General features: G+C 72.9%; 28 protein-coding genes. 17 read left to right on the top strand and 11 right to left on the bottom strand.

Annotated elements, in window-relative coordinates; translation table 11 throughout:
- The coding region (locus ABZS77_RS29545; RefSeq protein ID WP_354829558.1) for an AAA family ATPase at nt 1-3,347 on the top strand (3,347 nt) is incomplete at its 5' end.
- 47 nt (nt 3,348-3,394) lie between these two features.
- On the opposite strand, the gene ABZS77_RS29550 is transcribed toward ABZS77_RS29545, so the two are convergent.
- The 11 genes from ABZS77_RS29550 to ABZS77_RS29600 all read right to left on the bottom strand — a co-directional run bounded on the left by ABZS77_RS29550 (nt 3,395) and on the right by ABZS77_RS29600 (nt 14,366).
- On the bottom strand, nt 3,395-3,550 hold the full coding sequence (locus tag ABZS77_RS29550) for a hypothetical protein (protein ID WP_354829560.1): 156 nt from the start codon (nt 3,548-3,550) through the stop codon (nt 3,395-3,397).
- An 842-nt stretch (nt 3,551-4,392) separates the two neighbouring features.
- Nucleotides 4,393-4,848 carry a hypothetical protein gene (locus tag ABZS77_RS29555; protein WP_354829562.1) on the bottom strand — a complete coding sequence of 152 codons (456 nt, stop codon included), beginning with the start codon at nt 4,846-4,848 and terminating at the stop codon, nt 4,393-4,395.
- A 168-nt stretch (nt 4,849-5,016) separates the two neighbouring features.
- The gene (locus ABZS77_RS29560) at nt 5,017-5,391 is read right to left on the bottom strand and encodes a hypothetical protein (RefSeq protein WP_354829564.1); all 375 of its coding nucleotides are present in this window, start codon (nt 5,389-5,391) and stop codon (nt 5,017-5,019) included.
- A gap of 64 nt (nt 5,392-5,455) precedes the next feature.
- The gene (locus tag ABZS77_RS29565; RefSeq protein WP_354829565.1) at nt 5,456-6,667 is read right to left on the bottom strand and encodes a zinc ribbon domain-containing protein; all 1,212 of its coding nucleotides are present in this window, start codon (nt 6,665-6,667) and stop codon (nt 5,456-5,458) included.
- Entirely contained in the window at nt 6,664-8,076 is a 1,413-nt protein-coding gene (locus ABZS77_RS29570; RefSeq protein WP_354829567.1) for a type IV secretory system conjugative DNA transfer family protein, read from the bottom strand. The genes ABZS77_RS29565 and ABZS77_RS29570 overlap by 4 nt, the downstream gene beginning before the upstream one ends.
- 2 nt (nt 8,077-8,078) lie before the next feature.
- Nucleotides 8,079-9,422: a M48 family metalloprotease gene (locus tag ABZS77_RS29575; protein WP_354829569.1), complete on the bottom strand. Its 1,344-nt coding sequence runs from the start codon at nt 9,420-9,422 to the stop codon at nt 8,079-8,081.
- Nucleotides 9,423-10,470: 1,048 nt separating this feature from the next.
- A complete protein-coding gene (locus tag ABZS77_RS29580; protein WP_091074582.1) occupies nt 10,471-10,668 on the bottom strand; it encodes a hypothetical protein in 198 nt (65 codons plus the stop codon).
- 212 nt (nt 10,669-10,880) lie between these two features.
- Nucleotides 10,881-11,501, bottom strand: coding sequence for a ParA family protein (locus ABZS77_RS29585; RefSeq protein ID WP_354829571.1), 621 nt, complete (start codon nt 11,499-11,501; stop codon nt 10,881-10,883).
- A 117-nt stretch (nt 11,502-11,618) separates the two neighbouring features.
- Nucleotides 11,619-12,308 carry a hypothetical protein gene (locus ABZS77_RS29590; RefSeq protein WP_354829572.1) on the bottom strand — a complete coding sequence of 230 codons (690 nt, stop codon included), beginning with the start codon at nt 12,306-12,308 and terminating at the stop codon, nt 11,619-11,621.
- Nucleotides 12,305-13,987: a TraM recognition domain-containing protein gene (locus ABZS77_RS29595; RefSeq protein ID WP_354829573.1), complete on the bottom strand. Its 1,683-nt coding sequence runs from the start codon at nt 13,985-13,987 to the stop codon at nt 12,305-12,307. Before ABZS77_RS29595 ends, ABZS77_RS29590 begins: the two co-directional genes overlap by 4 nt.
- A gap of 64 nt (nt 13,988-14,051) precedes the next feature.
- Nucleotides 14,052-14,366, bottom strand: coding sequence for a hypothetical protein (locus ABZS77_RS29600; RefSeq protein ID WP_354829574.1), 315 nt, complete (start codon nt 14,364-14,366; stop codon nt 14,052-14,054).
- Between the two features lie 642 nt (nt 14,367-15,008).
- Between ABZS77_RS29600 and ABZS77_RS29605 the strand changes: the two genes are divergently transcribed.
- The 16 genes from ABZS77_RS29605 to mobF all read left to right on the top strand — a co-directional run.
- Nucleotides 15,009-15,407 (top strand): hypothetical protein, encoded by a 399-nt coding sequence (locus ABZS77_RS29605; RefSeq protein ID WP_354829575.1) that lies wholly within the window; start codon nt 15,009-15,011, stop codon nt 15,405-15,407.
- 310 nt (nt 15,408-15,717) lie between these two features.
- On the top strand, nt 15,718-15,864 hold the full coding sequence (locus ABZS77_RS29610) for a hypothetical protein (protein ID WP_354829576.1): 147 nt from the start codon (nt 15,718-15,720) through the stop codon (nt 15,862-15,864).
- A gap of 75 nt (nt 15,865-15,939) precedes the next feature.
- A complete protein-coding gene (locus ABZS77_RS29615; RefSeq protein WP_354829577.1) occupies nt 15,940-16,233 on the top strand; it encodes a hypothetical protein in 294 nt (97 codons plus the stop codon).
- Nucleotides 16,230-16,511, top strand: a complete 282-nt coding sequence (locus ABZS77_RS29620) for a hypothetical protein (RefSeq protein WP_354829578.1) — start codon at nt 16,230-16,232, stop codon at nt 16,509-16,511. Before ABZS77_RS29615 ends, ABZS77_RS29620 begins: the two co-directional genes overlap by 4 nt.
- 11 nt (nt 16,512-16,522) lie before the next feature.
- On the top strand, nt 16,523-16,951 hold the full coding sequence (locus ABZS77_RS29625) for a DUF6884 domain-containing protein (RefSeq protein WP_354829580.1): 429 nt from the start codon (nt 16,523-16,525) through the stop codon (nt 16,949-16,951).
- A gap of 28 nt (nt 16,952-16,979) precedes the next feature.
- Nucleotides 16,980-17,375 carry a hypothetical protein gene (locus ABZS77_RS29630; protein ID WP_354829581.1) on the top strand — a complete coding sequence of 132 codons (396 nt, stop codon included), beginning with the start codon at nt 16,980-16,982 and terminating at the stop codon, nt 17,373-17,375.
- The gene (locus tag ABZS77_RS29635) at nt 17,372-17,854 is read left to right on the top strand and encodes a Pycsar system effector family protein (RefSeq protein ID WP_354829582.1); all 483 of its coding nucleotides are present in this window, start codon (nt 17,372-17,374) and stop codon (nt 17,852-17,854) included. Before ABZS77_RS29630 ends, ABZS77_RS29635 begins: the two co-directional genes overlap by 4 nt.
- A 13-nt stretch (nt 17,855-17,867) precedes the next feature.
- On the top strand, nt 17,868-18,059 hold the full coding sequence (locus ABZS77_RS29640; RefSeq protein ID WP_354829584.1) for a hypothetical protein: 192 nt from the start codon (nt 17,868-17,870) through the stop codon (nt 18,057-18,059).
- A 13-nt stretch (nt 18,060-18,072) separates the two neighbouring features.
- A complete protein-coding gene (locus ABZS77_RS29645) occupies nt 18,073-18,627 on the top strand; it encodes a hypothetical protein (protein WP_354829586.1) in 555 nt (184 codons plus the stop codon).
- 11 nt (nt 18,628-18,638) lie between these two features.
- Nucleotides 18,639-18,878, top strand: coding sequence for a hypothetical protein (locus ABZS77_RS29650; RefSeq protein ID WP_354829588.1), 240 nt, complete (start codon nt 18,639-18,641; stop codon nt 18,876-18,878).
- 164 nt (nt 18,879-19,042) lie between these two features.
- Complete coding sequence (locus ABZS77_RS29655) at nt 19,043-19,378, top strand: hypothetical protein (protein ID WP_354829589.1); 336 nt, start codon at nt 19,043-19,045, stop codon at nt 19,376-19,378.
- Between the two features lie 67 nt (nt 19,379-19,445).
- Nucleotides 19,446-19,856, top strand: coding sequence for a hypothetical protein (locus ABZS77_RS29660; RefSeq protein ID WP_354829590.1), 411 nt, complete (start codon nt 19,446-19,448; stop codon nt 19,854-19,856).
- Nucleotides 19,853-21,319, top strand: coding sequence for a hypothetical protein (locus ABZS77_RS29665; RefSeq protein ID WP_354829592.1), 1,467 nt, complete (start codon nt 19,853-19,855; stop codon nt 21,317-21,319). Before ABZS77_RS29660 ends, ABZS77_RS29665 begins: the two co-directional genes overlap by 4 nt.
- Complete coding sequence (locus ABZS77_RS29670; protein ID WP_354829594.1) at nt 21,316-21,588, top strand: hypothetical protein; 273 nt, start codon at nt 21,316-21,318, stop codon at nt 21,586-21,588. Before ABZS77_RS29665 ends, ABZS77_RS29670 begins: the two co-directional genes overlap by 4 nt.
- Nucleotides 21,585-22,331 (top strand): DUF4326 domain-containing protein, encoded by a 747-nt coding sequence (locus ABZS77_RS29675; protein WP_354829596.1) that lies wholly within the window; start codon nt 21,585-21,587, stop codon nt 22,329-22,331. The genes ABZS77_RS29670 and ABZS77_RS29675 overlap by 4 nt, the downstream gene beginning before the upstream one ends.
- A gap of 336 nt (nt 22,332-22,667) precedes the next feature.
- On the top strand, nt 22,668-23,786 hold a 1,119-nt coding region (gene mobF / locus ABZS77_RS29680; RefSeq protein ID WP_354829598.1), incomplete at its 3' end, for a MobF family relaxase.

Genomic DNA, 23,786 nt, shown 5'->3' on the forward strand with positions numbered 1-23,786 from the left:
AGGCCACGATGGCGACCCGGAAGGCGAAGACCCACGACGGGGAGACGCTGGAGGAGCGCCTGACCCGGTGGGATGCCGAGCTGCGCGCCGAGGTGGCGGACGGCCTGGCCAGCGTCGCCCGGGACGTGCACGGCCACGCCACCGGCACCGCAGCGGCCGAGGAGTTCAGCCCGAGCGCGGTCATCGCCGAGGCCCTGGCCGAGGTGCAGGGCAGCCAGGCCGCATGGACGCGCTCGGACCTGGCCCGCGCGGTCAACGCCGCGTTGCCGGACTCGCTCGGCGGGCTGGACGCCGACAAGGTGACGCGGTTGCTGGACGGTCTGGTGGACCAGGCGTTGGCGATGGCCGACACGCACCAGGTGACCACCGACGTTGCCGCCGAGACGCCGGCCGAGCTACGCCGGGCCGATGGGGCGTCGGCGTACGCCGCGCCGTCCGGAGCCCGGTACGCCACGGATGGGCACCTGCGCGCGGAGCAGGCGCTCCGGGATGCGGCGGTGGTCCGTGGACGCCGGTCGGTGGCCCGGGCGGACGCTCGCGGGTGGCTCGCCGGCGTGGCCGACGCGGGGGCGACGCTCGGCGTCGACCAGGCCGCCGCGATCGAGGGTGTCCTGACCTCGGGTGCCGCCGTTGAGGTGCTGATCGGCCCAGCAGGGACGGGCAAGAGCTACACGCTGGGCCACCTGTCCAACGCCTGGTCCGACCTGACCGGCGGGAAGGTGTTCGGCCTGGCGACCAGCCAGGCCGCGACGGACGTGCTCACCGAGGACGGCGTGACCGCCCGGAACATCGCCCGGTGGCTCGCCACTCAGGCCCGCATCGAGCAGGGCAACACCCGGCCCGGCGACGAGGAGTGGCGGCTGACCGCCGACGACGTGGTGGTGATCGATGAGGCCGCGATGGTCGACACCACCGCGAAGGCCGACATCAAGCGCCGGGTCGACGCCGCCGGCGCGAAGCTGATCCTTGCCGGCGACCCGCGCCAGCTCGCGGCGGTCGGCGCCGGTGGCGTGATGGCGATGCTCGCCGGCGAGGCGATCACGTACGAGCTGGCCGAGGTTCGCCGGTTTGAGGCCGAGTGGGAGCGGAGCGCGTCGCTGCGGTTGCGCGCCGGCGACCCGGCCGTGATCGATGAGTACGACCGGCGCGGCCGGGTGGTCGACGCCGGCACGGCCGAGGCCGCCGGGCTGCGCGCCGCCGGCGCCTGGCTCGGTGACCACCTGGCCGGGCTGGACAGCATCGTCATCGTGGACACCAACGAGCAGGCCGCGAGCCTGTCCGCGCACATCAGGGCCGAGCTGGTGAAGCTCGGCCGGGTCGCCGACGACGGGGTGTACCTCGGGCGGCAGGGCAACTGGGCCGGGGTCGGCGACCTGATCCAGCTACGCCACACCAACCAGGCCCGGGGGCTGGCCAACCGCGCCCGGTACCAGGTCCGCGAGGTCGGGGCGGACGGATCGATCGTGGCCGCCAACGCCGCCGGCGACGTGGTGACCCTGCCGCCGGAGTACGTGGCCGCCCATGTGGATCTCGGCTACGCCTCCACCGTTCACGCCGCCCAGGGCCTCACGGTAGACACCGCTCATGGTGTGGTCACCCAGGCCACCGGGTGGTCGGCCCTGTACGTCGGGATGACCCGGGGCCGCCAGCGCAGCACCGCGTACGTGGCCACCCACGCCGAGGCCACCGACGCGCCGAGCGGGCAGACCCACGCCACCGAGCGCCGCGACCCGCTGGAGGTGCTGCGCAGCGTCGCCGCCGGTGCCGAGGAGGAGCTGGCCGCCCTGGAATTGCAGGCCCAGGAAGCCGAGCGCGCCGCCAGCGCCGCAACCCTGGTTGACCGGTACGCCGATGGTGTCCAGACCATTGGCGCCGCCCGGGTGGCCGGGGTGCTCGACGGCCTGGCCGCGACCGGCGTCATCAGCGAGGCCGAGCGCCTGACCCTGGCCGCCGATCCGGCGATGGGTCCGCTGTCGCGGTTGCTGCGGTCCGCCGAGCTGGCCGGGCACGATCCGGCGACGCTGCTCACGGAGGCGATCGAGGGTCGGACACTGGACGGCGCCCGATCAGTCGCACAGGTGCTCCACCACCGGATCGAGGAGCAGCTACAGGGCCCGCCGGTCCCGGCCGTCGAGGATCTGTCGCAGGCCGCGCCGGTCGGGCTGTCCGGCGAGTGGACCCGGTACATGGACCGGCTCGGCGAGCTGCTGGAGGACCGCCGCCGGGAGCTGGCCGAGCGGGTGGCCGAGGACGCCCCTCAGTGGGCCGTCGAAGCGCTCGGCCCGGTGCCGGCCGACCCGATCGAGCGGGCGGAGTGGGAGTACCGCGCTGGCCTGGTCGAGCTGGCCCGGGAGGCGACCGGGTACGAGGACCAGGCCGTCCCGCTCGGCGTGGCCCCCCGCCCGGGGCAGACCGAGCACCGGGCGGTGTGGCACGCCGCGTGGCGTGCGCTCGGCAAGCCCGAGGCCACCCGCGAGGAGGCCGAGCTGCGCGACGGCGCGTTGCGGGTGCGGGTCCGGGCGTGGGAGCGGGAGCAGCAGTGGGCCCCGGCGTACGTCGGCGACGAGCTGCGCTCGACCGCCCAGGCCGTCGCCCGCCACGAGCAGGAGGCCGCCGTGTTGCTCGCCCAGGCCGACGCCGAGCCGGACCAGGCCGAGGCCGCCCGGTTGCGGGAGCTGGCCGAGCAGCGGTCGGCGCTGGCCGAGGTGCTGGCCGAGCAGGAGCAGCGGTTGACCGTGGCGCACGAGGCCCGCGGCGAGTGGTACGCCGAGACGGCGATGACCCGGGCCGCCGCCGACCGCGCCCGGTCGGAGCTGGTCGGTCGGGGCCGGGACATCACCGACGAGGACGACCGGACCACGGCCGAGGAGTGGTTGGCCGCCCAGGAGGAGGCCATGCGCGCCGAGGACCCGGATCGGCAGGTCACCGACGAGAGCCAGTTGGCCGACGTCCGCGAGGCCCGGGACGCCGACGTCCAGTGGGCCCACACGGTCGACGTCGACCAGGACGCCGCCGGCGCCGAGGTGCCGCGCGTGCCCGAGCAGCGCACCGCCGAGGCCGACGCCCCGGTGGTCGACGTCGACCAGGACCAGGCCGCCGATGTCGACCAGGCCGCCGAGGTCGACCAAGCCGAGCCAGCGATGCCGCGCGGGGTGCCGAGCATGGCGGACACCGCCGTGGCGGTGCTGCGCGCTCAGCAGGTGCTCGCCGAGGTGGACGACCGCCGGTCGGCCGAGTCGACGCACCAGGTCTACGCCCAGGAGGCCGAGCAGCGCGCCCGCGAAGCGGCCTGGCGCGAGGAGGCCGAGGCCCGCACCGCCGAGCGGGAGGCGACGTTGGGTCTGTAGACCCGTGGGGTGGCGCCGGTTGGAGTAACCGGCGCCACCCCCAGGAGTCACTTTCCTGTGATCGCGTGCATGGCGAGCAGCACGGTCAGCCCTGCCGGGAGGGCCTGGCCCCACGTGGGGAACAGCACGGCCGCTACGCCTGCGGCGCTGGCGAGGACGAGCAGCAGGAGTGTCCTTGTCGTCAGCAGCGGTAAGGCGGTCACGGAATTGGGTGTTGACCTGCGTCGCGCTTTGCTGCTTACTGTCATCGGCAAACGTCCTCCCATGATCTAGAACCGGTCGGCGAGACGTTTTACAACGGCCTCCTGCGTCACCAGGAGGCCGTTTTGCTCGCTGTGCATGGGACAAGATGTCAGAAGCACGGCAGATAACTAAGCTGGCCCGTCGTGCTGCGTCAGGATCTCCTGACATGGATATTCGGCGATGGCGTTGGCTCTCTCCCTTGCAGGGCTCACTCTGGGGCTCGATGTGCACTGAGCCCCGAGCGAAGCTGCGCAACCTGCTGCTGTCGATGGCGGATCAGCAGCACCTCGCTCGCACGGGCAACCAGCGATACCTACGGCCCGACGCCGCTGGCCGGCTTCGGCTGGTCGAAGTCCTGACCGAAGCGGTACGCCTCCGTGAATTGCTCGACCAAGAGATCACTTGTCTAGTCGCGGAAGCGCGCGTCCGGCGGGTTTCGTGGAGAAGGGTGGGCGACGCCCTGGGCTGCCGCCGGCAGAGCGCTCACGAGCGGTTCCACCGGGTCGCGGACCCGCCTGACCCCGAGCTTGTGCACCGGATGGACGAGGACTTGGCGCAGGCGATCGTGCGCGCTCGTCAGGTTCTGTCGAGCCCACGCGTCGACCCGCCCCGAATGTGGGAGGCGAGTCGTCTGCTCGATGCTCTCGATGAGTCCCAACGCCGTCTCCGGCCGTCAGCGCACGCGGTTCCAGCGCAGCGACGTTCCGGAGTCAGGGCTCCGCGTACCGGCGCATAGGTCCGGTGCAAGCAGAAGGCCCCCACGAGTCCGTGGGGGCCTTCTCGCAGCGGGCGGACTGTGCGGCTACGACGCCGCCGGGTCTGCGGTGGTGGTTATGCCCGGGTCGCTAGCCGCCGGCGCTGCGCCCGCAGGGTGCGGACGAACGATCCGCAGTGCCACCAGCGACGCCAACCCGCCCAAGAGGAGGTCGAAGGGTAGGGTCAGCAGCGCCCCTAGCACCGTGGTCAGCCAGAACTCGACAGCCACCAAGCCGGGCAGCAGCGCGAACAGCAGCGGCACGCCGACGCCGACCGCCAGCGCCGGCCGGGGCACGGAGAACCGGTGTCGGTGCAGCTGCACCACGGCGTAGACCAGGGCAGCCACCGCGAAGGCGTGCGAAGCCACCGCACCGCCGTGTGCCTGCGCCGACCGGACTCCGGCGTCCATGTACATCTCGGCCTGCGTGCGTACCACGAAGCTGCCGTACAGGATCGTTGGAACACCGACGATCGCCAGAGGGATCACCGCCAGTACGCCCACTTCATCTGCCTCGGAAGTTACGTGGCGCATTCCGAGGGCTAGGCGGTTGAGCAGGGTCGAAGCGCGGGACTCGTGGGGCATGGGCGAGGGGTTCCCTTCTGGGGACGTGGCGCTACCGGCAAGATATGACGATTGGCCGCCGAAGCCGGGTCGACCGGGCGCGGTCGGTCAGGCAACGCGGCGCGGGTCGACGGCGATCGGTGGCCGCCGGGCAGCGCCGCGCGCCCAGCTCACCATGCCGGCGACCCCGAGCGCCCACCGCTGGTCGATGCCGGCCGGCGCGTGCGGCATCCCGTACACCACGGCGTCGGCCATCATCTGGCACGACTCCATGCCCTGCGCGGTGCAGGGCTCGCGGCCGTCGCGGATGGGGTGCCCGTCGGTGATGCCGGCGATCCACTGAGCGCAGGCCAGCGCTCCGGCGGCGAACCTGTCCGACCGGTCGGCCGCGAACCGGGCCGCCGCGGCGTTGAGCGCGGCGGCGAAGTCGGCCGCCGGTACGCGCAGCCGATCAACGGGCATCCGCCGGTAGAGCGCATCCATGCCCATCAGGCTCCCATGTGGGGGTGACAGTGCGCCACCGGCCGCCCACGGCGCCGGTCGCTGCTCACCCGTCCCAGGTGATCCGCCCGCCGTCGACCGAGACGGTCCCGCCCACGCTGATGTCCACCGTGGTGGCGGTCCCTGTCCACGTCCTCGGTTCGATGACGTCGAGGGTGTACGAGTAGTCGACGCGAGCCCGGCCCGGCGTGACCGTGTGGACGGTCACCGCCCCGTCGTCGGCCTGCCGCAGCTCCACCCGGGGGTACTCGACTACGGTCCACCGCGCTCCCCGGGTGAAGGAGTACCGGGTTTGCGCCCGCATTGGGCAGTTGCTCAGCGGCCCGGTTCCGGTGTCCGGCTGGAGGGTCGGCTGAGCGGCGCAGGCGTCGACCCGCTCCCGGATCTGGCGCGTCACCACGTCAACCACCTCCGGCCGCACGGCCACGGTGACCGTGACGGCCTGGCGCTCGCCGGCGACGACCACGGTTGACGGGCGGGCCGCGACCAGGGGCGTTTCCACGGCCGCCAGGGTGTAGACACCGGGCGGCGCCCACACCGCGCCGTCGCGCCGGTCGCCGGCCGTCGCCTCCCGCACGGTGGGCACCTCGCCGCCGGCGAGCCGGGCCGTGGCCACGGTGGTGCTGAGGACGTCGACCAGGGCGCCGGGCGGGGTGACCACCCGCCAGGACCGGGCGAGGCCGCGGCCGTCGCGGATGAGCGTCACCGCCTGGTCGTGCGCCTGGCCGTCGACCCGGTACCGCACGCTGACCGTGGCCCGGTTGCGGTTCGGTCGCCGGGTGCTGTCACCGGCCGCCGGGTCGCCGTATGCCACGGTCAGGATCTCCACCTGGTCGGGAGGCTGGTAACCCGTCCGCAGTCCCGCAGGTTGGCACAATGGCCCGCCGGCGCACCCGGCCAGCTCGGCGAGCCGGCCGCCGTCGCGGTCCGCCAGCGCACCGAACAGGGCCCGGACCTGATCGTCCGGACCGTTGCCAGCCGCTACCAGGCTGGTAACGCCGTACCCGGCCAGCAGGATCACGCCGAGGCCGCCGGCGATGGCCAGCCGCAGCCGTCGACCAGGTGGCCACCACCGCCGCCGGCGAGCCGGGGGCGGCGGGTCGGTCACCACCTGGTCGCCGTTGGCGGGCGGCCGAGGAGCGGGGATCAGCGCCGCAGCCGGGGAGAGCTCGGCGCCGCACGCCCGGCAGAAGCGGGCACCCTGCCGCGCCGGCGCCGAGCAGCGCGGGCAGCTCGCCGGCGCGTCGACCTCGGTCACGCGGGCACCTGGCCCGCCGGGGTGTAGCCGGCGCGTGCCCGGAACGGCTCCATGAGGCCCGCCGGGCGCGTCTCGACCAGCAGCGGCGCATCGGAGCGGTAGAACAGCCAGGCGTGCAGCGGGGGCGTGCGCTGGAGCGCGTCGACCGGCAGGACGGGCCGGTACAAGCTGCCGACCGCGTTCTGTCGGCCGCCGCCGTCGCGGTCGCCGAGGCGGCCCGGTTGCGTCGGGGAGCGGGTCGGGTCGACGCCGCCGGCGTAGTAGGTCACCTGAGTTTCGCGGTACTCCCCCGCCCATCCGGAGATGTCCCGCAGGTCGGCCCCGTTGGACATCCCACCGAAGATGACCTTTGCCGTGGTCGCGGTCAGGATCGATTGCTGGACGTCGGCGCCGTACCGGGCGCGGAGCTGCGCGAGGCTCTGCGCCGCCCACAGGGTGACGATGCCCCGACCGCCGCCCTCGGAGACGAGCGCCGGCAGGCTCTCCAACGGCGCGATGTTGGGCACCTCATCGAGGGCCAGGAGCAGCCGCGGATCGAGCCGGCCCAGCGGTGACGCCGCCGCCAGCTCGGCCGCACGCTGCGCGATGGAGTCGACCAGGCCGACGATCATCGGCGCGGCGACCGCCTGGTAGTGCGACGGACCGACGATGAACAGGCTCGACTTGCTGGACAGGAAGCGGTCGACGTCGAAGCTCTCACCGGTGGTCGAGGCGAGCACGCGCGGTTCCGCCGTGGCGTCGAGGGTGTTCCTGGCCACCGAGAAGAACGACCCGCGCTCGCGCTCGCCGAGCAGGGCCATCGCCTGCAAGTCGTCCGCCCAGCTCGCCGCTGGCGACCGCGAATCCCGCAGCAGCCCGGCAGGCTCGCGGACATCCTGCCGAGCCAGCCACCGGCGGACGTCGACCATGCTGAGGCCGCCGTCGCCGGCGACGGCCGCGGCGTGGAACACCGCGCGCAGGATGGTCGCCGCGCCGGCCCGCCAGTGCTCGCCGTCGGTGATGCCCCGCCCGACCACGGCCACCATCGCGGAGGCCCGCCGGTACGCCACCGAGGGGTCGGCGCAACCTGCCAGCGGGGACCAGCGCAGCGACGTCACGCCGGGCTCGCTTCCAAACGGGTCGTAGACGAAGACGTCCCCGCCGTGCTGCTCGGCGATGCGCCGGCGCCAGTCGCCTGCCGCGCGGAGCAGGTCGCCCCGGGTCGAGGTAGCCACCACCGGCCCGTCCCAGGTCAGTAGGGCCGGGATGATGAGGCCGCTCGACTTGCCGTAGCGGGGTGGGCCGACGATGCCCACGGAGTCTTCCGGGCTGGACCAGCACGGCCGGTGCCCGTCGCGCGGGTCCAGGCCCAGGTACACGGCCTGACGCGGTGCCGGGTCGAACGCCGGCAGCGGCGCGAAGTCGGTCACGATCACCACCCCTTCCGGACCGTCGACCGGTCCGACCAGCCCGGCAGCGCGCGGACCAACGGGTGGTCCTCCCGCAGCGGCGCCGGCTGCTCGCCGCGCTCCAGGCGTTCCAACCGCAGCTCGTTCGGCGGATGGGTGGCCAGGACCGCCCGGTCCCAGCCGGACCGGTCCCCGTCGAAGCTGTGCCGCAGGTAGCCCAGGGCCGCCCGCAGGCCCGCGCCGTAGCCGGCCGCCGCCGCCACGGCGTCGGCCCGGTACTCGGCCTGCCGCCAGAGCCGGGCTTGGACGGGGACCACGAGGTACCGCACCGTCACCAGCACTGGCCACAGCAGCACCCGCACGGCGAAGTGCAGCGGCCGGGAAGACCCGCGCAAGAGCCGGTCGGCCAGCTCGTAGAGCAGGTAGAGCGGCAGCGCCACACCGCGCGCCCAGGCCATCGACACCGGGTCGCCCGCCCGCCAGTGCGCCAGCTCGTGAGCGAGGACGCCGGCCACCTGGTCGCGGTCGTAGTCGAGCTGCTCCAGCAACCCGTAGTTGATGACGACGTGCCGGACGTACGCGCTCGCGTTGGGCTCGCGCCGGTCGTCGACGAGCAGCCGCGGCACCGTCCGCAGGCCCATCCGCGCCGCGACGTCGGCCACGATCGGGCCGAGCCACGCCGCCTCCCGACGGGACAGCCGCCGGGCGCCGGCGATCCGCAGTCGGGTGCTCTCCGTGGCCACGGTCCACACCAGGTAGAGCGCGCCGACGACCAGCGCGGTCACGACCTGGCCGAGCGCGACCGCCCACGGCCACGTCGGATCGCCGTCCGCCAGGGCTTCCCAGGGCCACACGGCCGCCATCCAGGCGAGCCGGCCGGCACCGTGCACCGCACCGAGGATGCCGCCGACGATGCCGCCGACCTGAGCCGCCGCCGTGGGGAGTAGCTGCTCTGCCTTGATGGGCAGTGGGAAGACCCAGGTCAGGAGAGCGTCGAGGCGGGAGAGGACGCCCTGACCGGCGATGGTGCCGGACACCACGCCGGCGAGGCCGCCGAACACGGCCCCGATGGCGGCCAGGAGAACGACGAACGGCACGTTGAACCAGGCCGCGACGAGCCCGGCGCCGGTCCCGGTCAGGTTCCGGCCCAGGGTGGCGCGCGCCCAGGTGGCCCAGCCAGGCCCGCGCGGCAGGTCGCCCACCTGGTCGACGTCGACCGGCGCAACCGGGGTTGTCGGTGGCGGCAGCAGCTCGGCCGCCGCCGGCCGCCGTGGTGACGGGATGGGCGGCTGCTCGACCGTGGCCCCGCAGCGCCCGCAGGCCGCCGCGCCGGCCGAGAGCGCCGCGCCGCACTGGTCGCAGAACACCCGGACACCTCCCCCGCGTACCGGCCACCGACGGGCCAGCGCCGACGGGCGATCAACTGTAGTCACTGCCAGCGACAGCGGAAGCCCTTACCCGTAGCGAGCGCGCAGCGTGATCGGGAGTGGACGGAGAGTGTGGAAGATCCGAATGCGAGCCGCGATCTGATCTTTGCGCGGCGTGTCGGAAAGGCAGAACGCCGGCCCGAGGGCCGGCGCTCAGTAGGTTATCGATTGCCTAGATCAAACAACCTAGGGCTGAGCATACCCGGTGCTGCTCACTGGCGCGAAGATTGGCGCTGGTTTTCGGAGGTGGGCAGAGGCTCCGAGCACGCCGGGAGGCGTCCGAATCAAGCGACCGGCCCGCGCGGGCCGTCCCTCAGAAGGTAGCTTCCGCGTATTGGAGTCGTCAGCCAGCGCGCGTTGCCCCGTGAGTGATCGCGGGAGCAGAACACGGCAGGCCCAGCGCGGCCGGGGCAGACCCGGCGCGGCACCGGCGATCTAGGCCATCCGGACCGACAAGAGCTGTCGACATATCCCGCCCTGGCGTCGGAGTAGTACCCGACGCGGCGTGGCAGGCCCGTACCTGGCCCACCGTCGCCCCCTCCCTGTGAGTAGAGACCGTCCCGCCAGGGGCGGAATCTGCTTGCAGGGGGCGGGGCGCCGTCGAGGGCACGGAGAGTAACGAACACTCCCCCACCGAGCACCACGACCGCACGCACGGCCTGACGACCCGCGCGAGGCCGCCGGCGACTCGCTCAGGTCGGGACGCCACCGCGACCAGGTACGAGCGGTGCCCACTGCGGTCGGTTTTCCAAGGCCAGCCCCGTACGTACCTGGCGCGGGCGCGCGAGCGCGCGAGGCTGATTTGCTGCGCGGAATTCCGCACTTGCGGATCTGCGCACTTCCGCAGTACCGCCGCGTGCCTGGTCAGCGGCGGATGTGCTGCCCGCCGCCACCACGAGGAGGCATCGACGGGTGGTGGGTGGCCGAGCACATCCCGTATGGCATCCTAGGACGTTTTACCGGATGCGCCCGTGGCCACGTCACCGAGTCAGCGCCGCCGGTTGCCGCCGCTACGCGCGAGTTCCTGCGCGACCCGGGCCGCGAGGTCGCTATCACCGTCGAGGAGGCCCAGCAGCACCCGGACCACCTCCGCGCCGGCGACCTGGACCACGCCGATGTCGTCGGCCACCTGGTCGCAGTAGCGGCGCAGCCGACGGTGCTCCATCGGCGCCAGCTCGACCGTCATCCGGACCGGAGTGGTCCGGGGAGTCGACCCGGAGCGTTCAGGGGTGCTCCGCGCTTCCGCAGGTGCGGACTTGCGCACTTCCGCAGGTGCGGAGTCGTGCGGTTGCGCGGGTGCGGTGAAGCGGGCTTCCGTCGTTTCCGCCGGCCGGTCGAGGCCCGCGCCGGCGACGCGGGCAGCGCGGGCCGCGAGGTCGGCGCCGCGGCGACTCGCGCTCACCGCTCGCCCCACATGGTCAGCAGTTCCTCCGCCACCCTGCCGTGCGGGTCGTCCCTGCCGATCGGTGACCCGAACGCCTGCGCGTACGCCTCCCGGCGCGGGATCGTGGCGGTCAGTACCCGCCGCCCCTGCTCGGTGAGGACTTCCCGGAGCGCCTGCGTGCTGCTGGCGTTGGTCACCACCCGGTTGAACAGCACCGACACGGACGGGTCGTCATCGCGGTAGCCGGTCGCGTCCTCGATGGCCTTCCAGACCGGTCCGATCCGGTCCAGCTCCATCATGGTCGGCGCCATCGTCACCAGGACGTCGGTTGCCACCCGCAGCGCGGACACCACGATGCCGTGACGGTCCTCCAGCGGAGGCGTGTCGATGACCACCAGGTCGAAGCGCTTCCGGTCGACAACGCCCGCGAGCTGGCGATGGAGGGTCGCGGTCGGTAGCGCGACCGCCGGCAACGGCCAGTCTGCGAGGCCCTGCCAACGCACGGCCGAGCCCTGCGGGTCAGCGTCCACGACGATTGGTCGCCGACCACGGTCGGCGAAGGCGTGGGCGAGGTAGGCGGCTGTCGTTGTCTTACCGCTCCCGCCCTTGAGGTTGACGGTCGTGAGGACTCTCATGCCTGGCCACGGTACGCAGGTCCGCACTTGCGCAGAAGCGGACTCGCGGACATCCGCACCGAAGAGAGGGAGCCCCGGACCAGCAGGTCCGAGGCTCCCTGTACGTGTGGCGGGTAGCTACCAGTCCGATCGTGCCGACCTGGCCGCGCGAGCCTCAGCCATCACCGCCGGCGACGGCGCCGGCGCGGCCGTCGACCCGTGCGAGCTGGCCCACCAATGCGCGATCTCGCCCGACATCTCGACACCGGGTATCCGCACGGGCCGGTACTCGCGGTCGCCGCCGGGGGCGTGCCGGTCCAGGTGGCAGTCCGCGAGTTCCTTCCCGATGCGCTGCACCGCCCGGGGGCGGTACCCGTCGTGCCAGTCCATCACCCGCGCCGGCGACGCGCCGTCGCCGTAGTGGGCCGCCGCCCAGGCATTGCGCAGCGCGATCAGCTCGGCGACCACCCCCGGGTGCCACAGCCAGCACTCCCCCAGCTCGGCACCGTGGTAGTGCAGGTAGACATCCCGCAGCCAGCCCACCAGCTCGGCCAGGTCCATCCGGGTCTGGTCGGCGTCGTCGCCGATCAGCCACGGCGGCACCGAGGCGGCCGGCGCGGACCCGGCCCCTCCGTCGCCCCCAGAGGCCGCCAGGCGGTCCGAGACGAGGTTGGCCAGGTCGACCACCGCGCGCCGGGCGTTGCCCGCGTCCTCGGCCGCCTGAGTGGCCGTCTTGGCCACTCCGTGAATCTTGCGGCCCAGGTCCTCGACGTCCGCCGCGAGCGCCCCCACCGCAGCCGCGGTCTGGTCCCCTCGGTCCCTGCTCACGACGTCGCACCCTCCGTCTCTCGCTCATCGGTCATGGTGTCCTCGTAGTTGGTCTGCTTCGGCAGGTTGACGGCCCGACGCAGGGCCCGCCGGACGTCGCGGCGTGCCCAGGTGTTCGGCGTGCGGACGATGGTCACCGGCCCCGCGCCGTAGACGATCGCCTGACCCTTCTCCAGGTTGGCGATCTGCTCAGCCGAGATCACCGGCACCGGGCGGGTGGTGCGCGACATCAGCTTGCCGTCAGGGTCGTGCGTCTCCACCGTCTCGTTGCGGGTACCGCTCAGCTTCTCCCAGTGCGCCAGGTCGCCCGGGTCCTTGCAGCCCGCGCCGACAAGGATCACGTTCGCGTTGGACTGGATCATCCGCGCCGGGGCTGCGCCCCACGTCGCCTCCAACGCGGCGAGGGACTGCGCCGCGACGTCGAGGAGGATGCCCCGGCCGCCGCAGTCGGCCGACCACTGGTGCAGCGGTCCGGGCGCGACCTTCGGCGCTTCGTCCAGCACGAGCGTCAGCGGTGGGTCGAGTCGGCCGCCGCGCTGCTCGGCGGTCACCTCGGCGAGCCGGATCAGCTCGGCCACCAGGGCGCCCGTCAGGGGACCGGTGGTCCCGTCGTTGCGGCCCAGGATGTAGAGCGTCCCGGACCGGTCGATCAGGTCGGCCAGGTCCATCGACTCGGACACGTCGCAGTCGCCGACCGTGCTCGCCCTCGGGTCGTTGAGCCAGGCCAGCGCCGGCATGGCCGTGGTGACGATGGACGAGCGGGTCCGGTCGACCGTGGCGAAGTACTGCCGGGCCGTCAGCCGCATCATGTCGGCCATCGGCGAGCGGGTCAGCGCCTGGTCGACCTCGGCCGCGACCTGCTGGAGCGCCGGCCCATCCGCCGACATCCAGCGCATCACGGTCCGCATCGGCCGGTCCGCCAGGGCCGCCGCGTGCATCAGCACGCCGAGCACCCGCCGGGCCTGGCCGTCCCAGCGCTCGCCCTCGGCCGACCCGGACTCGGGGATCATGTCGTATCCGCGCTGCTGGGCGATGTTCGGTCGCCGGCAGCCGGCCAGCGGGGACCACTTGATCGTGGACCCGTGGCCGCTGATCCCCGCCGGGTCGTAGACGTGGCACGGGCCCAGCCCGGCCCGGATCGGCAGCGTGCGGAGCAGGTCGACGCGGGTCGACGTGACCACGCAGCCGCCCGGGGCGTCCACGATCCGTGCCGCCATCGCCGTGGTCTTGCCCGACCGAGGGCCGGCGACCCGCAACACGTTGTCCTCCATCGAGGCGTAGAGCCGACGTGCACCCGCGCGACCCAGCGGCACCGCGACCGCCGTCATCGGCAGCCGCAGGCGGCCGACCAGCGTCTTGTCCGCCAGGCTCGGCCGCAGGTGCGTCGCCCGTCGGTGCATCGCCACCGCCGACGTGCGCCGGTAGTGGTCGAGCAGGGTGGCCGTGCCGTCCGTACGCTGGCGCCGCCGCGACCAGCGGGAGATGGTCGCGCCCGTCGAGCCCCGGCCCTGCGCCCACCAGGTCACCGCGCCGGCCGCCATCACGACGCCCGTCCCGGCTGCACCGCCGCCGACGAGCGCCGCGTGATCCAACGGCAGCTCCATACCCTGCCAGCCAGCCACCGCGATCAGCAGCCCAGCTCCGGACGTCCTCAGCGGAAAACTACGATCTTTCGTCATGGTCGGGGTTCCCTCCCGATCTAGACCCTCGGCCGGCGCTAGCCCCGCCGGTCGAGGGTTGCCCTCAGTTGCCGGTCAGTCGCGCTTCGATTTGATCGAGGTTAAGCCCGAAGGCCGCTCGCGTTGAGCCCTTGGCGATGATCTTTCCCGTGCCATCGCGCAGGTGGTACGTGCCGAAGTCCAGTGCCCTCGGATCACGGGCGCGCGACTTCTCCAGGAGCAAGCCCTGACGCTGCGCCGCCCGTCGTAGACGGTTCTCCCGCACCTTTCGTGCGCCTTCTGGTGTGGACACCGCGCCGAAAACCTCCCCTGTGATGATGCTTGAACTGATGCCCGAAACTGTACCCGGCGCGATGCTGAAAAGGTAGGGGATAGTCAAGCTGGCCGTTGTCCTGTCGGCCCTGAGCTGCTGAGGCTTACCCCGTTCAAGCATGGGGCGGCGTGCCGCCGTGGCCCAGCTCGCACCCCGGGAGCCGGCACGCCGTCGGCTGAGGTCAGGTCAAGAGCAGTCACCTGGGAGGGGGAGGGGTTGCCGCGGGTGGCCAGCTCGCACCCCGGGAGCCGGCGCGTCGTCGGCTGAGGTCAGGTCAAGAGCGCCGCTGTGGCGGTGTCCGCCGGGCGCCCGGTCCGCAACACGAAAGCCGAGCCCGTGGCCCCTGCGGTCACCCCGGACGCGGAGCCCGCCGCAACCCAGGTTGTCGACGCCGGCGCCAGCTCCACCCGCACAATCCAGCGGATACCTGTCCAAAGTGTCCGATTACCCGCATAAGGCCAGGCCAGGCGTATTGATCCCCACTTTACAAGGTCACCTTGTAAAATTGATGGCAGAGACAAGGCAGCCCCCGGCGGTGCTGACGACACCAGCCGGGGGCCTAGATCGGGAGGAGTCCCCGACCATGACCCGACAGGCTACCGGTAAGCCCCGATCCCGATGGGTGCTGCTGCCCTGCGGCCGGCACTCCGTGACGTTGTGGGGCAACGCGAAGCCGCCCACCTCGTGCGACGACTGCGCCCCGCAGCGATGAGCGCCGACCGCCGGCGCGGCGACGTTCCCCGGACCAGCGCGGCCGAGGAGCCGTACCCGCAGCCGAACACCGAACCCGCGCAGGCCGAGGAGTCGCCCACCCGTTCGATCTACTCCCTGGCCGACCCGCTCCGCATCCCGGTCGGCACCCGGGTGTGGTTGGTGCCCAAGACCATCGGTGCGCCGGCGATCTGCTGGACGGAGCCGCGCGGGTCGTGGGTCCGGTACGAGCACCCGTACGCGGTGGTGATGGTCGACGGTGTGGAGCACCAGGTGCACGAACGCAACGTCCGGTTGACCGACCCGGCCCGCCGGTACCTGGCCGCGCCGCCGGCGCCGAAGCCGAAGCCGCGCCCGGAGTTCCCCGACGGGTTCGATGAGGTGCCGCTGTGGTGACCCGGCGGACACGTCCGGCGCGATGAGCGCGACGCCCGGCGGGCTGGACTGGACGAAGACCGGCAGCGCCGGCCCGCCGGAACCGTGCGTGATCTGCGGAAAGCCGGCGATTTGCCGCAGTCCCAAGGGCGTGCCGTGCCACAAGACGTGCGCCGAGGACTGGACGCGGCAGCGCCGCACCTGACCAGCGACGGAGGCCGTGGGGCCGGACCCAGGGGAGCCGGCCCGCGCGGGAGCCGCCGAGTGGCGGGAGGTAGCTCGCGCGAGGTGCTGACGACACCGAGCGGGAGCCAGTCGGGAGGAGTCCCCGATGAGCAAGGCCCAGCAGATCCAGCAGGCAGCGGCGCAGCTCGACGCCGCGAAGAACGTTCAGCGGGTGATCGGTGGCCGGGCCGCCGACCAGGCCGTGAAGGACGCGACCACCGCGCTCCAGCAGGTCGCCGGCCGCCGCCGGTAACGCCCCCTGGCCAGGTCGCCGGTTCCCCGCAGGGCCGGCGACCTGGCCACCCCGACGACCAGGAGGTGACCACCGATGCCCGGCCCGCTCTACACCGCCGAAGAGGTGTTGGCCGTCGCCGCCGCCGCGTACCTGCGTGGTCGCTACGACCGCGACGTGTTGGAGCTGCGCGGCACCTGGGCCGAGCACGACGAACCCCGCGCCACCCGAGAGCGCCTGATCGCCGACCGGCTCGCCGAGATGGACCAGGCAGCCCGGACCCGGGCCGCCCGCGAGGGCCGTACCTACCGGCCCTACCAGGGTGGCCCGGTCGACTGGCACACCGGCGCCCCGGTGGCGCCCACGACAACGGAGGTTGACCACCGATGACGCCGCTGGAGATGGTCCGCGCGTACGTCGCCGCCAAGGCCGAGGAGGTCACCGCGGCTTCCACCCCGGGTGAGGCGTTCGCCGCCCTGGCCGAGCTGGAGGCCGCGATCGGCAAGGCCCGCGAGCGCCTGGCCGTGCGCCTGGTGCTGGATGACGGATGGAGCTACGCCGAGGTTGGCCGCGCCGCCCGGGTGACCCGCCAGGCCGCCAGCAAGACCTACGGCCCCGCCGTGCGCGAGCAGATGCGCCGGACGATCCGAGGCGGTGGACGGTGGTAACCCGGGTTGTCGTGATCCCGTGCGGTGGGGCGAAGCTCGGCCACGCGGCGCCCGCCGGTGAGATGTACACCGGCAGCTACCACCGGGCGTGCCGCCGGGCCGCCGACCGGATCGGCGGGCACCTGTTGATCCTGTCCGCCCGGTACGGGCTGCTCACCCCGTCGACCTGGATCGAGCCCTACGAGCTGCGCATGGGCCAACCCGGCGCGGTCGACGTGGCCACGTTGCGGACGCAGGCCCGCGCGCTCAACGTCGACCAGGCCGACGCCGTGGTGGTGCTCGCCGGCCGCCGCTACGCCGATGCCGCCACGGCCGTGTGGCCGCACGCCCGCCGGCCGCTCGACGGCGCCGGCGGGATCGGCTACCAGCTCGCCCGGCTCGCCTCCCTGACGAGAACCGGACTCCCGTACGACGAAGATCAGCGCTCTACCATCCAGTGACCGAGCAACTACCCGGGAGGGAACCCCGATGCTCACCAACCAGCCCGTCCCCGTCGACCAGGACACGTTGACCACGCCCCTCATCGCCGGCGCGGCCGAGATCAGCCGCGATCTGGAGGCCCTGGCCGTGCGCGTGTCCGCGCTGCTCCAGGCCCCCGGCTTCCACCGCCAGGCCGTCCCGGAGGAATCCGGCGCCCTGCGGCTGACCGCCGCCGCCATCCGCTCGGCCGCAGTCGACGTCCAGCTCATCGCCGCAGTGCTGCACGGCCGCGCGCTGGCCGCCGGCGACTGCGGACACGGATACCGGGTCACCGATTCCTGCCCCGGGTGCGACCACGAGGGGGAGGCCCTGCGTACCCAGCAGCAGGCCGCCGAACTGGCCGCCATGTTCGGCCCCGAGGACGCGGCGCAGGAGCAGCCGTGACGGCCGTGGTCGCAACGGCCAGCGCCGGCGACGTCCGGGCCGAGATCGCGGCCGTGGAGGCGCAGTTGGGCCGGATCGACGCCAAAGCCGGTCTACTGCTCGGTCTGTCGGGCGCCGGCGCGACCGCCGGCCCCGTCGTGATCCCCGGGGCGCACCTCACCGTGCCGGCCGCGCCCGCAGCGTGGCTCGCCGTCGCCGCCCTGGCCGCCGCCGCAGCCCTGCTCGCCCTGGCAGTACGGCCGGCGCTCACCGTGGCGTCGGGCCGACCGTCCGGGTTCCTGCGCTACGCCAACCAGGCGCCCGCCGTGGTGCTCGCCGAGCTGGCCGACCCCGACGCTCCGGGCCGACTCGCCGCCCACCTGGTCGACCTGGCCGCCATAGCCGCCCGCAAGTACCGCCGAATCAGGCTGGCCGTGGACGTAATGCTGGTCGGCATCGGGTCCGCCGCCCTGGCCGCGCTACTGACCCTGGTCAAGTGAAGGAGGATGACCAATGGCTTCCGATCTGGAGATCCTGGCCAACTACGAGTGCCCCAACCGCGGCTTGTGCAGCTGCAACCACGCCAACGGTGGCGAGTGGGCCTGCCCGCACTGCGGATGTGACTGCTCCCTCCCCGACCAGTTCGACGCGATCGGCGACCCGGACGCCTGCCCGTGCTGCCACCGCACCCCCGACAACCTCTGACGAAGGAGCGAGCATGACCGAGACCGCAACGCCCCCCGCGCACCTGCGGGGCCTCACCGACGATCAGGTGGCCCTCTACCGCCGGATGCTGGAGCAGGTCGCCGCCACCGGGACGGACTACTGGACGACGTTGCGCGAGCTGGACGCGCCGGCCGCCGACAAGTACCGCTTGGCCGCCGCGCTGGGCGATTGGCCCGCCCAGGTCGAGCACGGCACCGCCGCCGGCATCGATCCGCACCGAGGCCAGGTCGACATGCACACCCTCAGCCGCGGGGACCTGTTCGTGGGCCCGGACAGCGCGACCCGCTACGAGGTGGTGACCCCGGCCGCCGAGCACCCGAACGGGTGGGTTGACGTGCGCAACCTGTCCATGACCGACGATGAGGCCGCCGCCCTGGTCGAGCGACCCGGCGCAGTCGAGCGGGTCCGCGACGCTGAGACGGGCGAGATGGTCCCCGGCGACCCGCGCGCAGGGTTCTTCGCCTACTCCTACCCGACCTACGTCGACCGCGTGAGCCCGGAGCTGGCACCCGTTGCGGTAACCGAGGTTGACGCCGACGAACTGTAGGAGGGACCGCCGTGGACCTGTCATTCCTCGATCAGGACGACCTCGATTTCGACGCAGCGATCCTCGCCGGCACGATGGTGGAGGGCCGCTCGCTGGAGCTGCCCGGCGAGTGGGAGCCCATCACCACCTACGCGGACCCGGCCGCCTGCGGCCATGAGGACAGCCTGTGCGTGGGCTGCGTCAAGGGGTGGGCCCGAGACTGGGACCTGCGAACCGTCGCCACGTCCGAGCTGGACGCCGACGAGATGTGATCTATCAGCGTGAGCCCCGACCAGGGGGCGCGGATGCTGCCCGTCCTTACCCGGCAGACCCGCGCTCCCTGGTCTTTTTGCAGGTCAAGACGCTTCCTCTTTACAAGTTCACCCTGTAATATGGCGGGTGGGCACGCAGTGTGTCCCAGGACGGAGGCAAGGAGATGCACCCTCTTCTGCAAGCGCTCATCGTGCCGGCCGCCGGATTCGTGGTGTTCGCCGTGGCGGTGGCGATCGTGCGCCGTCGGATCGATGGCCCTGGCCGGTCCATCGTGGTTGTGGACCGGCGGACCTACCGGCTTGCAGGCCGGCGCGTCGCCGAGGCCCTGGCCGCTGGCGAGCTGGCCCGCGCTCACGCGGGCATGACGGCCATCCGGCTGTGGCTCCGCAGTGAGATCCACACCGGCCCGTCTCGCCGGCGAGTGGAGTACGCCCGAGCGCTGGAGCAGTGGGAGATGCAGGCCGAGCGGGCAGGCCACCGCGGAGTGCTCGGAGCGTGACACGAAGAAGGACCAGCCAGTCCTTACCTGGCTGGTCCTCCCTACCGAGAACGGTACTGGAGGACTGATGAGCAGGAACACGACCGGGTGGCGCTGGCGGCGCCCGGAGCGGAAATGCCCGTGGTGGTGCGCTGCCGACCACCAGTGCACCGCGCAGCACGGCTACCCGTCCGGCGAGCACCGGTCGGACGTCATGGCGTGGAACACGAGGTACGGCAAACTGACTGCCGCGCGCACCGAGCAGATCAGCGGGAGCGGGTGGCTGGACATCCGCGTGGTGGTGCGCCTGGCCGACGACCAGGACCAGGCTCACCGGCAGGCGTCGCGGCTCGCGGTGGACGTCGACCTGGCGATCCGGGCCGTCATGGGAGTGCCCACGCCCCCGCCGGGGGCGACGCAGCCGGGCGCGATCACCCCGCCGCCGCAGCGCGTAGGGGCCGTCACGCAGGGACCGATTCGGCGATGGAGCGGGGCATGATCGAGACGGTTAAGAAGCTGTTCGGTGACCTGTGGAGCTGGAACCCGCTGGTGACCGCGATCTCTGGCGCGCTGCTGGCGCTCCTGGTCGTGACGCTCCTGGTCGTCGGGGTCACCCGACTTGTTCGGGGAACCAGGGGAGCGCCGCCCAACGTGAAGTTGAAGGCCGGAACCTTCGTGGTGCAGGCCGGGGTGACGTGGGCCGTCGTCACCGGTACGTACGCCTTCTGCGAGCGCTACTTCCGGTTGCCGTGGTGGGAGTCGGTGGCGTTCGCCGTCTTCCTGGAGGCCGCGACGTGGGTCACGGTCGGAATGATCATCGCCCACGGGCGGGGCAAGGACGACAAGGACGAGCCCAATACCGGGTTCGGCGCGGCCGGCCCGTTCTTCTTCCTGTTTTCGGTGCTCGGCGGGGTGCTGGCGATCATTGCCGGCGAGACTGCCGGAGCGATGGTGGGCCGCGCCGTCATCGTGGTGTTCGGTACGTGTCTGTGGTACCTGACCCTGCTCACCTACACCCGGCGCTCCGGCACGCGGACCCGGTTCCGGTGGACGCCCCGCCGCCTGTTCGTGGCGATCGGCGCCCTGGAGCCCGAGGACCAGGACGTCGACAACGAGCACCAGGAGTGGCAGATCCGGCGCCTGGCCCGCGCGATGCGTTGGGCGAACGGCCGCCCGCCGTGGCGGTGGATCGGGCAGCGCGCCCTGATCTCTCGCGCCGAGCAGACCGCCGAGGACATCATCGAAGCCGCCCGCCGGCGGTACGCGGTGGCCCACCTGCTGGTGACCACCGTCCGGCCCGACTCGGACGTCATGACGCGCGTGATCGAGTCCGTCAAGGCCGATATGGGCGTGGGTAGCCCGAACCGGGCCACCGGCGAGGACGTCCCGACGTCGCCGGCGCCGGTGACCATCGAGCCGCGGGCACTGCCCGAGGTGGAGCCGAGCAGCGAGCGTCGGGCACTGCCCGAGGCGATGCCGGTCACCGAACCGCACCCGGTGTCCGAGGTGGCGTCGGGCACCGGGCAGCAGTCATCCGGCACCGGGCACCGGGCACTGCCCGAGGTGGCGTCGGGCACCACGCCCCGGGCACTCCCCGAGGTGAGCCCGGCCATCGAGCGTCGGGCACCGAGGCGGGTGCCGACGCCCCGGCAGGCGGCGGGCAGTGAGCCGGGCACCAACGGTCGGGCACTGCCCGCCGACATCGGCCAGATGACCGACGCCGAACAGCGGCAGTCGGCCCGGGAGATCTACGCGGCGAGCCTCGCCGCCGGCGCTCCGCTCTCGGGTGCCGAGCTGGCCCGGATGTACGGCAGGAGCGACCCGAAGTGGGGCACGCGCCGGATCGGCGAAGTTCGTTGGGCACAGGAGCAAGCCATCGACCCGGGAAGCCTGGTCGACGCCGCCCCGCAGGTCCCCGCGCCGATGGTCGGCGTGGCGAGTCAGGAGGACGAGAACCGATGAGCACCCCGCAGCGCCGGCCGCGCACCTCTCGCGCGGCCGGCGCCGGCGCCCAGGGCGAGGAGTGGACCACGGCCGAGGTGCTGGCCTACCTCGCCGAGCAGGGCAGGCCGATCACCGCCAACACCTGGTACTCCTACGTCTCCCGGGAGCAGGCACCCGCGCCGGTTCGGTACATCGGGCGGACGCCGGTCTGGTCCCCGGAGGACGTCCGCCGGTACGACCGGGAGGCGACCCGGCCGCGTCGGGCACCCCGAGGTGGGGCGTCATGACGCCCGAGGGGAAGCGGAGTGCCGGGCAATCGGGCACCGCCCGATCCTCGGGCGCGGGTGTGGAGCGCCGGGCACTGCCCGACGTCGGGCGTCGGGCGTCGGGCACCACCGGCCGGGCACTGCCCGGGGTCGAGGTGCCCGCCGGGCACCGGGCAGCGGCACGGGTGCCGGGCATGGCGTCGGGCACTGCCAGCCGGGCGCTGCCCGAGCTGCCCGCTGACTGGACGGCCCGGGTGGAACAGTTGACCCTTGACCTTGGCTCGCTCACGGAGGCGAGGTGGCGGCACATCGCCCGGTTGCGGCGGGACTTCTTGGGCGACGACGCCGGGGGCGACGAGGCCGAGCAGGAGGCCGACCGGGTGCGTACCCGGTCGGACACCAGGTGCCGGCCGGGTGCCCGGGTGCGGGTGGCCGGCGACCTGTACCACGGGCGGGTGCCCGATGGCGCGGTGTACGTCGGGCGGGGTGCTCCGGGCCTGCCGGGCAGTCGGTACGCGAACCGCCACCGGGCCGGGCACTGCCGGGTGTGCCGGGTGGAGCACGACCGGGCCGGGGCTGTCGCCGCGTACGCGCGGGAGCTGGAGGAGCGCCCGGAGCTGGTCGACGCCGCGCGGCGCGAGCTTGCCGGCGCGGACCTGGCGTGTTGGTGCCGGGTGGACGGTCAGCCGTGCCACGGCGACGTCCTGGCGCTGGTGGTCGCGGGGCTGTCGCCCCGGGCCGCCGCTGGCGCGGTGCTGAGCTGAGCGGGTCGCAGGTGGAGCCGGTCGCCCAGCGCGACCGGCTCGCCGCTTCGCGGCGCGCGGCGTGGCGGGTGTGCGGTCACCGAGAGTAACAATCAGGCCCGAGCATCACGACCACAATCAACCGTCCAAGGCAGCCAAGATCCATCCATCAAGCGCAGAACCAGTCAAGGTCAAGAGCGAAGGTCAACCCCAGCGCATCACCGTACGCATCACTCCACACGAAGCGATGCCAGCGCTACCATCAAGACCACGATCAGACACACCCAGGCATCTTTGATCTGAAGGTGAGCGCGCCGAGCCGCTGGCGCGGCCGGCGCATAGACAGGAGCCGATCGAATGTTGACCTTGAACAGTGGCCACAGTGCCTCTTACCTGACGGATCAGGTCGCGGTCGGCCGGGAGTCGTACTACCTGGACGCCACAACGGAGGGTGAGCCGCCGGGCCGCTGGTACGGCGCCGGCGCCGCCGCGTTCGGCCTGTCCGGCGAGGTCGACCACCGCGACATGCACGCGCTCTACGCGCTGCACCTGGACCCGCGAGACGAGCGCTTCCGGCAGGAAGACCAGTGGTCAACGTGCGCCACGCTCGGCCGCAAGCCGTACGGATTCGCCAGCGTGGACGAGCGCCTGGCGAAGCTGCTGGAGGCCGAGCCGGACGCGCTCCCGGAGCGGGTCGCCGAGCTGCGCCGGGAGGCCGAGAAGGGCGCCCGCCAGGCGGTCAGCTTCATTGACGCCACGTTCAGCGTGCAGAAGTCGGTGACCGTGTTGCACACCGCCTACTCCCGGGCCGAGGTCGACGCCCGCAAGGCCGGCGACGAGATGACCGCGCAGGCGTGGGGCGCTCACCGCCGCGCCGTCGAGGAAGCGATCTGGGCCGGCAACCGGGCCGCGATGGACTACCTCTCCGAGCGCGCCGGGTACAGCCGGGTTGGCCACCACGGAGGCGGCGCGGGTCGGTGGATCGACGCGCACGACTGGACGGTGGCGAGCTTCTTCCAGCACACGAGCAGGGATTTTGACCCTCAGCTTCACATCCACAACGCGATCTTGAATCGGGTTGTCTGCGCGGACGGCAAGGTCCGGACCCTGGATTCCCGCGCCATCCACCACTGGCGCGGGTCGGCCGCGGCCGTGGGCGAGCGGGTCATGGAGGAGCGGCTGAGCGCCACGCTCGGCGTACGGTTCGCCACCCGGGCGGACGGCAAGGCCCGCGAGATCATCGGCGTGCGGCAGCAGGTCATGGACATGTTCAGCAGCCGCCGGCGCGATGTGACGAAGAAGGTCCGCGACCTGGTGGACGCCTTCGAGTCGAAGTTTGGCCGGTCCCCGAACGGGCTGGAGATGACCAGGCTCAGCCAACAGGCCACGATGGCGACCCGGAAGGCGAAGACCCACGACGGGGAGACGCTGGAGGAGCGCCTGACCCGGTGGGATGCCGAGCTGCGCGCCGAGGTG

The sequence above is a fragment of the Micromonospora sp. NPDC005298 genome, assembly GCF_040607375.1.
Taxonomy (GTDB): Bacteria; Actinomycetota; Actinomycetes; order Mycobacteriales; family Micromonosporaceae; genus Micromonospora.

Excerpts from the sequence above, each read along its gene's own strand:
- ABZS77_RS29560 (WP_354829564.1), bottom strand. The coding sequence starts at position 5,391 with ATGGATGCGCTCTACCGGCGGATGCCCGTTGATCGGCTGCGCGTACCG.
- ABZS77_RS29580 (WP_091074582.1), bottom strand. The coding sequence starts at position 10,668 with ATGACGGTCGAGCTGGCGCCGATGGAGCACCGTCGGCTGCGCCGCTAC.
- ABZS77_RS29585 (WP_354829571.1), bottom strand. The coding sequence starts at position 11,501 with ATGAGAGTCCTCACGACCGTCAACCTCAAGGGCGGGAGCGGTAAGACA.
- ABZS77_RS29595 (WP_354829573.1), bottom strand. The coding sequence starts at position 13,987 with ATGACGAAAGATCGTAGTTTTCCGCTGAGGACGTCCGGAGCTGGGCTG.
- ABZS77_RS29605 (WP_354829575.1), top strand. The coding sequence starts at position 15,009 with ATGAGCGCCGACCGCCGGCGCGGCGACGTTCCCCGGACCAGCGCGGCC.
- ABZS77_RS29610 (WP_354829576.1), top strand. The coding sequence starts at position 15,718 with ATGAGCAAGGCCCAGCAGATCCAGCAGGCAGCGGCGCAGCTCGACGCC.
- ABZS77_RS29615 (WP_354829577.1), top strand. The coding sequence starts at position 15,940 with ATGCCCGGCCCGCTCTACACCGCCGAAGAGGTGTTGGCCGTCGCCGCC.
- ABZS77_RS29620 (WP_354829578.1), top strand. The coding sequence starts at position 16,230 with ATGACGCCGCTGGAGATGGTCCGCGCGTACGTCGCCGCCAAGGCCGAG.
- ABZS77_RS29630 (WP_354829581.1), top strand. The coding sequence starts at position 16,980 with ATGCTCACCAACCAGCCCGTCCCCGTCGACCAGGACACGTTGACCACG.
- ABZS77_RS29640 (WP_354829584.1), top strand. The coding sequence starts at position 17,868 with ATGGCTTCCGATCTGGAGATCCTGGCCAACTACGAGTGCCCCAACCGC.
- ABZS77_RS29645 (WP_354829586.1), top strand. The coding sequence starts at position 18,073 with ATGACCGAGACCGCAACGCCCCCCGCGCACCTGCGGGGCCTCACCGAC.
- ABZS77_RS29655 (WP_354829589.1), top strand. The coding sequence starts at position 19,043 with ATGCACCCTCTTCTGCAAGCGCTCATCGTGCCGGCCGCCGGATTCGTG.
- ABZS77_RS29660 (WP_354829590.1), top strand. The coding sequence starts at position 19,446 with ATGAGCAGGAACACGACCGGGTGGCGCTGGCGGCGCCCGGAGCGGAAA.
- ABZS77_RS29665 (WP_354829592.1), top strand. The coding sequence starts at position 19,853 with ATGATCGAGACGGTTAAGAAGCTGTTCGGTGACCTGTGGAGCTGGAAC.
- ABZS77_RS29670 (WP_354829594.1), top strand. The coding sequence starts at position 21,316 with ATGAGCACCCCGCAGCGCCGGCCGCGCACCTCTCGCGCGGCCGGCGCC.
- ABZS77_RS29675 (WP_354829596.1), top strand. The coding sequence starts at position 21,585 with ATGACGCCCGAGGGGAAGCGGAGTGCCGGGCAATCGGGCACCGCCCGA.